This window comes from Deltaproteobacteria bacterium, from assembly GCA_016874775.1.
GTDB lineage: Bacteria > Desulfobacterota > Binatia > Bin18 > Bin18 > VGTJ01.
Window position 1 is genome coordinate 1 of sequence record VGTJ01000281.1, and the last position, 4,837, is coordinate 4,837.

Consider the following 4,837-nt stretch of genomic DNA (forward strand, 5'->3'; position numbering starts at 1 on the left):
GAAGCCAGCACACAATGGTCTCGTCTCTCATCCCTGCTCTTGTGCAGAGGCTCTCCACTCCGGTCAATCACTATTGCGGTAAGTTGTTTCCTGCCACCGCCTAAAGAGTCGACCCTACCTTAACGCCCCCGAAACTTCGGTGGCCGCTTTTCAATAAACGCACGGCGACCTTCGTTGAAGTCTTCGGTCTGCTGGGCAAGATAGAGTGCATACCCCTGATGTTCGTATGCGGCTTCAGGCGAGGTTTCTTCCCAGCCATGAATAATTGCGGCTTTGGTGTAGGCGTAGGTCAGCGTTGGACCCTCAGCAAACTCCCGCGCCCATTCCAGCGTTGCTTCTTCAAGCTGCGCGAGCGGCACCACGCGATTGACTAATCCCCATCGTTCGGCCTCTTGTGCAGACAGTTGCTTCGCCAGCAGTGCCCATTCCATCGCTTTGCCGATACCAACAAATTGTTGCAGCAGGCTCGTACCTGTGGCGATGCCACGTTTGACAAAGGGAATGCAGAGCGTAGCTGAATCAGCCATGACACGCAGATCACATCCGAGTGCGAGATTAAATCCTGCCCCATGGGCATGGCCATTAATCATGGCAATCACAGGTTTGGATAACGCCCGTATCTTCGCCACCACCAATGGCCAGCGACCTTCGCCTTTCACATATTGTTTTGCTGGATCTTTGTAGCGAAAATCAGGCTCACCTGGATCGGTCATACCCTTAAGATCATCACCAGCACAAAATGCTCGCCCTGCACCGGTAAGAATCACAACTCGTACATTTTCATCACGGTCGCATTCTTCCAGCGCTTGCAGCAACTCCACGCCAACGCGGACGTTGAGCGCGTTCAAGCGTTCCGGGCGATTGAGGACAAGGCGGGTGATGCCGGCGTCGCGGTGAACAAGGAGATGGCGGAAAGTCATAAAGAATCCCTAAAACTAGTAGTTAACTACGTTAACTCTGAGGGGTCAGCAGTGATGTCATTCCCGCGAAAGCGGGAATCCAGGGGAATTAATGCATATCTTCTGTTTAAATTTCCTGGATTCCGGGTCTCGCGTTGCTCGCCCGGAATGACGATTCTCTATCTCGCAAATCTTTTGAGATGAAGCATCAGAAACTAGGAACGAGAAACTTTCTTCCCCACAAGCCCCAAGTCCCTAGCCTCTAGCCCCATGTTTTGTGATCAGTACAACACCTTCTCTTCTTTCAACTTGGCAATCACCTCATCGCTGTAGCCAAACACACTGCGCATCACTTCATCCGTATGTTCACCAAGCAATGGCGCGGGTCGCTGGATTATATTCGGTGAATTGGCCAGTAGCCACGGAATGCCAGTGTGAATGCGTTCGCCGACTTCAGCATGCGGCAATTTAGCAATGAAGCCACGTTCGTTGAGGTGTGGATCTTCGGTGAGGTCTTTGCTGTTCATTGATGGGAATGCGGCGACACCAACAGCTTGTAATGTTCGCGTCACTTCCCACTTATCACGTTGCAACGTCCACTCAGTCAGGATCTGCTCAAGCGCTGCTTCATTGGCTTTGCGCTCTTTGGCGGTGCGGAAGCGTGCATCACTTCCCAACTGCGGCTGGCCAATCGCTTTGCAGAGCGCTTGCCATTCGGCATCTGAACCACAGGCAATCGACACCCATTCATCTTCACCTTTGCAACGGAAACAATTGTGCGGAGCCATGAAGATGTCGTGATTGCCGTCACGTGGCAGCTCCACGTTGTTCATCACGTATTCCATCCAGCCTTCGGGCATCAGCGCAGTCATCGCTTCCCACATCGACGTGTCGATGCATTGTCCTTGGCCGGTCCGCTTACGCGCTGCCAGCGCGGCGCAGATGGCAGTCGCGGCATTGATACCACCATTCGGATCACCAAGTGAGAGGCCAACTTCTTGCGGCGGGCCACCGGCATAGCCAGTCAACGCTGACATCCCAGTCAGCGGCGCCATCGCCGGGCCATAGCCCATGTATTCGCGTTGCGGACCAGTGTGGCCGTAGCCAGTAATCGACGCGTAAATAATGTCTGGCTTGATTTTCTTCACTTCCTCATAACTCAAGCCCAGTCGCTCCATCACGCCAGTGGCAAAGTTGTTCACCACCACATCACTCCTCTTGATCAGCTCTCTGACCAGCGCCATGCCTTCAGGTTTGTCGAAGTTGAGGAGCAAACTCTTTTTGCCAATGCTCCATTGATTGAAAAGGCCAGAACGATTGACGCCCCCTTTCATACCTTTGGGATAGAGCGGCAAACGACGAGTGATATCCACACGGCCTTGCGACTCGATCTTAATGACCTCCGCTCCCAAGTGCGCCAGATGCATTGTGCAGTACGGTCCAGCCCACACCCAGGTGAAGTCAGCCACACGAACTCCCGAGAGTGGAAGAGACGATTGCTTGCCGTTGGTTTCGATATTGACCGTTTGTGGAGGGACGCCCTTCCGGAGCGATGTTGCACCAAGTGCCTCTTCATTATGTTCCCCAAGCAGCGGTGCCGGGCGACGAATCTTCCACCACGGTTCGGTCAATTTGTACGGCGCGCCGAGATGGGACAATTTTCCGGCCTTTGGATGTGTTACATCAACAAAGAACTCACGCGCGTGGAGTTGCTCTTGTGTAGACATTTCCTTCATAGTAAATACCGGCGCGAGGCAGATGCGACGCGCTTGTCCAGCCCGCCACAGATCATCAACCGTCCAGTCTTGCATCCATTCTTCGAGATAGATTTTCAGTGCGTCGTAGTTCTTTGCGCGATTCAACTGGTCTTGGAAAATTTCCCAACTTGCCCACTCGGGGTTGCCCATCAGTTCGACCAAGCGTTGCCACTGGTCTTCTTCGACGTTGAGTAAGAAGATCAGTCCGTCTTTGCACTGGAACATGCCCCACGGATAGAGCTGTCGTCGCCCCAGGCGTGACGCGATACGGTCGAGGTACGTATAATAAATAAAATTCTGCTCTAAGAACGAGGCGGTGTATGATTGCACGGACAGATCGATATGTTCTCCCACGCCACCATTTAACATCCGATAATAAGCGGCAAGCGTAGCGGTCGCTGCACACAACGCCGCTTGGAAATCGGCCTGTTGACCCGCAGCTTTGAGCGGTGGGAGTTCAGGATCATCTAATGCGCCAGGGCTCAACCATCCCCAGCCACCGCCATGCGTCATGGTCAATTCATACGACTTGTAATCTTTGTACGGACCGGTCAAACCGAACGGCGTGACCGAGCACATCACTAAGTGTGCATTCTCCTGGCGGAAGCGATCGTAGTCGATGCCATACTCAGCCATCTCGGCTGGCGTGTAGTTATGGACAACGATGTCGGCCTGCGACACCAGATGCAACAACTTCTCAGTATCGCGGCGCAAATCTAAGGTCACGCTCCGTTTGTTGGTGTTGAGAGAGAGGAAGAGGCCGCTTTTTTCCGGGTCAACGACATTGCCCGGAAACGGGCCGCGTTGGCGGGCGATATCGCCGGTTGGTTCTTCGACTTTGATAACATCAGCGCCGAGATCAGCCATCAGCTTGGTGGCATAGGCCGCCGACACCATGTTCCCCAGTTCAAGTACTTTTACGCCTTCGAGTCCTTGCACGTGTATCCCTCCTTATTGAGGTTCAGCACGTGCGACTCTACAGCATGAGCGGGGGAGGAGACAAGAGTAACGGAAGTGAACCGTGAGCAGTAAACAGTGAGGAGTGAAGAGTGAGGAGAAGAAAATGGGCGGAGTCATAGCGTTTGCGGCATCGCGATGAGTGTAGGCACCGAAACAATCTCTGCGCAACAAAAGAGGGGATCGCCGCTGAGGATGCTGCGAAGCGTAAGCATGGGCGAGAAAATACATGATGCTGTGAAGCTCCCTTTTCCCGTCGCTGCATGATACGGTATTCCTCATTGGAATTGAGGAATATGCAAAAGGTTGTACGAAAATTCCGTTCCCTTGCTGAAGCCGAAGAGGCAGAATACACCGAATACCAAGCGTTGTCCGGCAATGAGAAGCTGCAGATGCTTCTTGAATTGATCGTATCCGAGCATCCTCATGCGACAACTATCGAGCGATGTGCGCGAGTTCATCGACTTGCTGAACACGAAGAATGTTAGGTATGTAATCGAGGGGATGTTCTCTTGTTGGAAAAGACGAAACCCAAGAGCCAATAAATGCCTCGCTGACTCAATCGCACCCTGCCTCAAGCAGTTGCTTAGCCTCTTGCAAATCCTTCGTCTCAAACCCTTCGGTAAACCAATTGTAGACGTCGGATAACATTCTGTGTGCTTCGTGGAGCGTGCTGCGTGTTGCGTGCTGCGTGTTACGTGAGGTGGCGTGCGTTGCTTGCTGTTGTCGTAAGCGCACCAGGCTCATCGTCGCGCGCAGTTCAAACGGTTTGGCCTGCTGCTCTTGGGCAACGGCAATGGCTTTGAGGAAGCACTCCTCCACTTCCCGCACCACCACCTCTGGGACTAGAGGCTTGAGACTAGGGGCTTGTGGGAAAGAGGGACCAACCCCTAGCCCCCAGTCCCCAGTCCTTATTTTTGCTTTTTGCCTGTTGCCTGTTGCCTGTTGATTTGCCTGTTGAAGCGTCAGCTCTCCTCGTAGCCGATATACTTCCGCTTCGTAAAACCGCTCTCCGGAGCGACGGATGTGGTCCTCCGCTTCAGCCAGGGTAGCAAGCCCGTCGTCCGGCTGTCCTGCAATTCCGAGTGCTTCGGCCAAGTAGGCCAGATACGCCCATCCCTGTAAAGGTCTGAATCTTTCATGATTTCGCGGGTTCTGCTGAGATAGGCGCGTGTCGTGGGGAGAAACTCAAGTTCAGGGAGAGAGAAGGGAACACGCGATGAT

Annotated in this window: 4 protein-coding genes; 1 reads left to right on the forward strand and 3 read right to left on the reverse strand. The window is 53.4% G+C overall.

The window, feature by feature from the left end:
- Positions 1-119: 119 nt before the first annotated feature.
- Both FJ147_27200 and FJ147_27205 read right to left on the reverse strand, forming a co-directional pair.
- Complete coding sequence (locus tag FJ147_27200) at positions 120-920, reverse strand: 2-(1,2-epoxy-1,2-dihydrophenyl)acetyl-CoA isomerase (GenBank protein MBM4259572.1); 801 nt, start codon at positions 918-920, stop codon at positions 120-122.
- A 260-nt stretch (positions 921-1,180) separates the two neighbouring features.
- Positions 1,181-3,595 carry a CoA transferase gene (locus FJ147_27205; protein ID MBM4259573.1) on the reverse strand — a complete coding sequence of 805 codons (2,415 nt, stop codon included), beginning with the start codon at positions 3,593-3,595 and terminating at the stop codon, positions 1,181-1,183.
- 314 nt (positions 3,596-3,909) lie between these two features.
- On the opposite strand from FJ147_27205, the gene FJ147_27210 reads away from it, so the two are divergent.
- Positions 3,910-4,101: a hypothetical protein gene (locus FJ147_27210; GenBank protein ID MBM4259574.1), complete on the forward strand. Its 192-nt coding sequence runs from the start codon at positions 3,910-3,912 to the stop codon at positions 4,099-4,101.
- Positions 4,102-4,171: 70 nt separating this feature from the next.
- Here the strand turns inward: FJ147_27210 and FJ147_27215 are convergent, their stop codons facing one another.
- Positions 4,172-4,711 carry a hypothetical protein gene (locus FJ147_27215; protein ID MBM4259575.1) on the reverse strand — a complete coding sequence of 180 codons (540 nt, stop codon included), beginning with the start codon at positions 4,709-4,711 and terminating at the stop codon, positions 4,172-4,174.
- Between the last annotated feature and the right edge of the window lie 126 nt (positions 4,712-4,837).

Coding starts and splice junctions, on each gene's coding strand:
- FJ147_27200 (MBM4259572.1), bottom strand. CDS start 920: ATGACTTTCCGCCATCTCCTTGTTCACCGCGACGCCGGCATCACCCGC.
- FJ147_27210 (MBM4259574.1), top strand. CDS start 3,910: ATGCAAAAGGTTGTACGAAAATTCCGTTCCCTTGCTGAAGCCGAAGAG.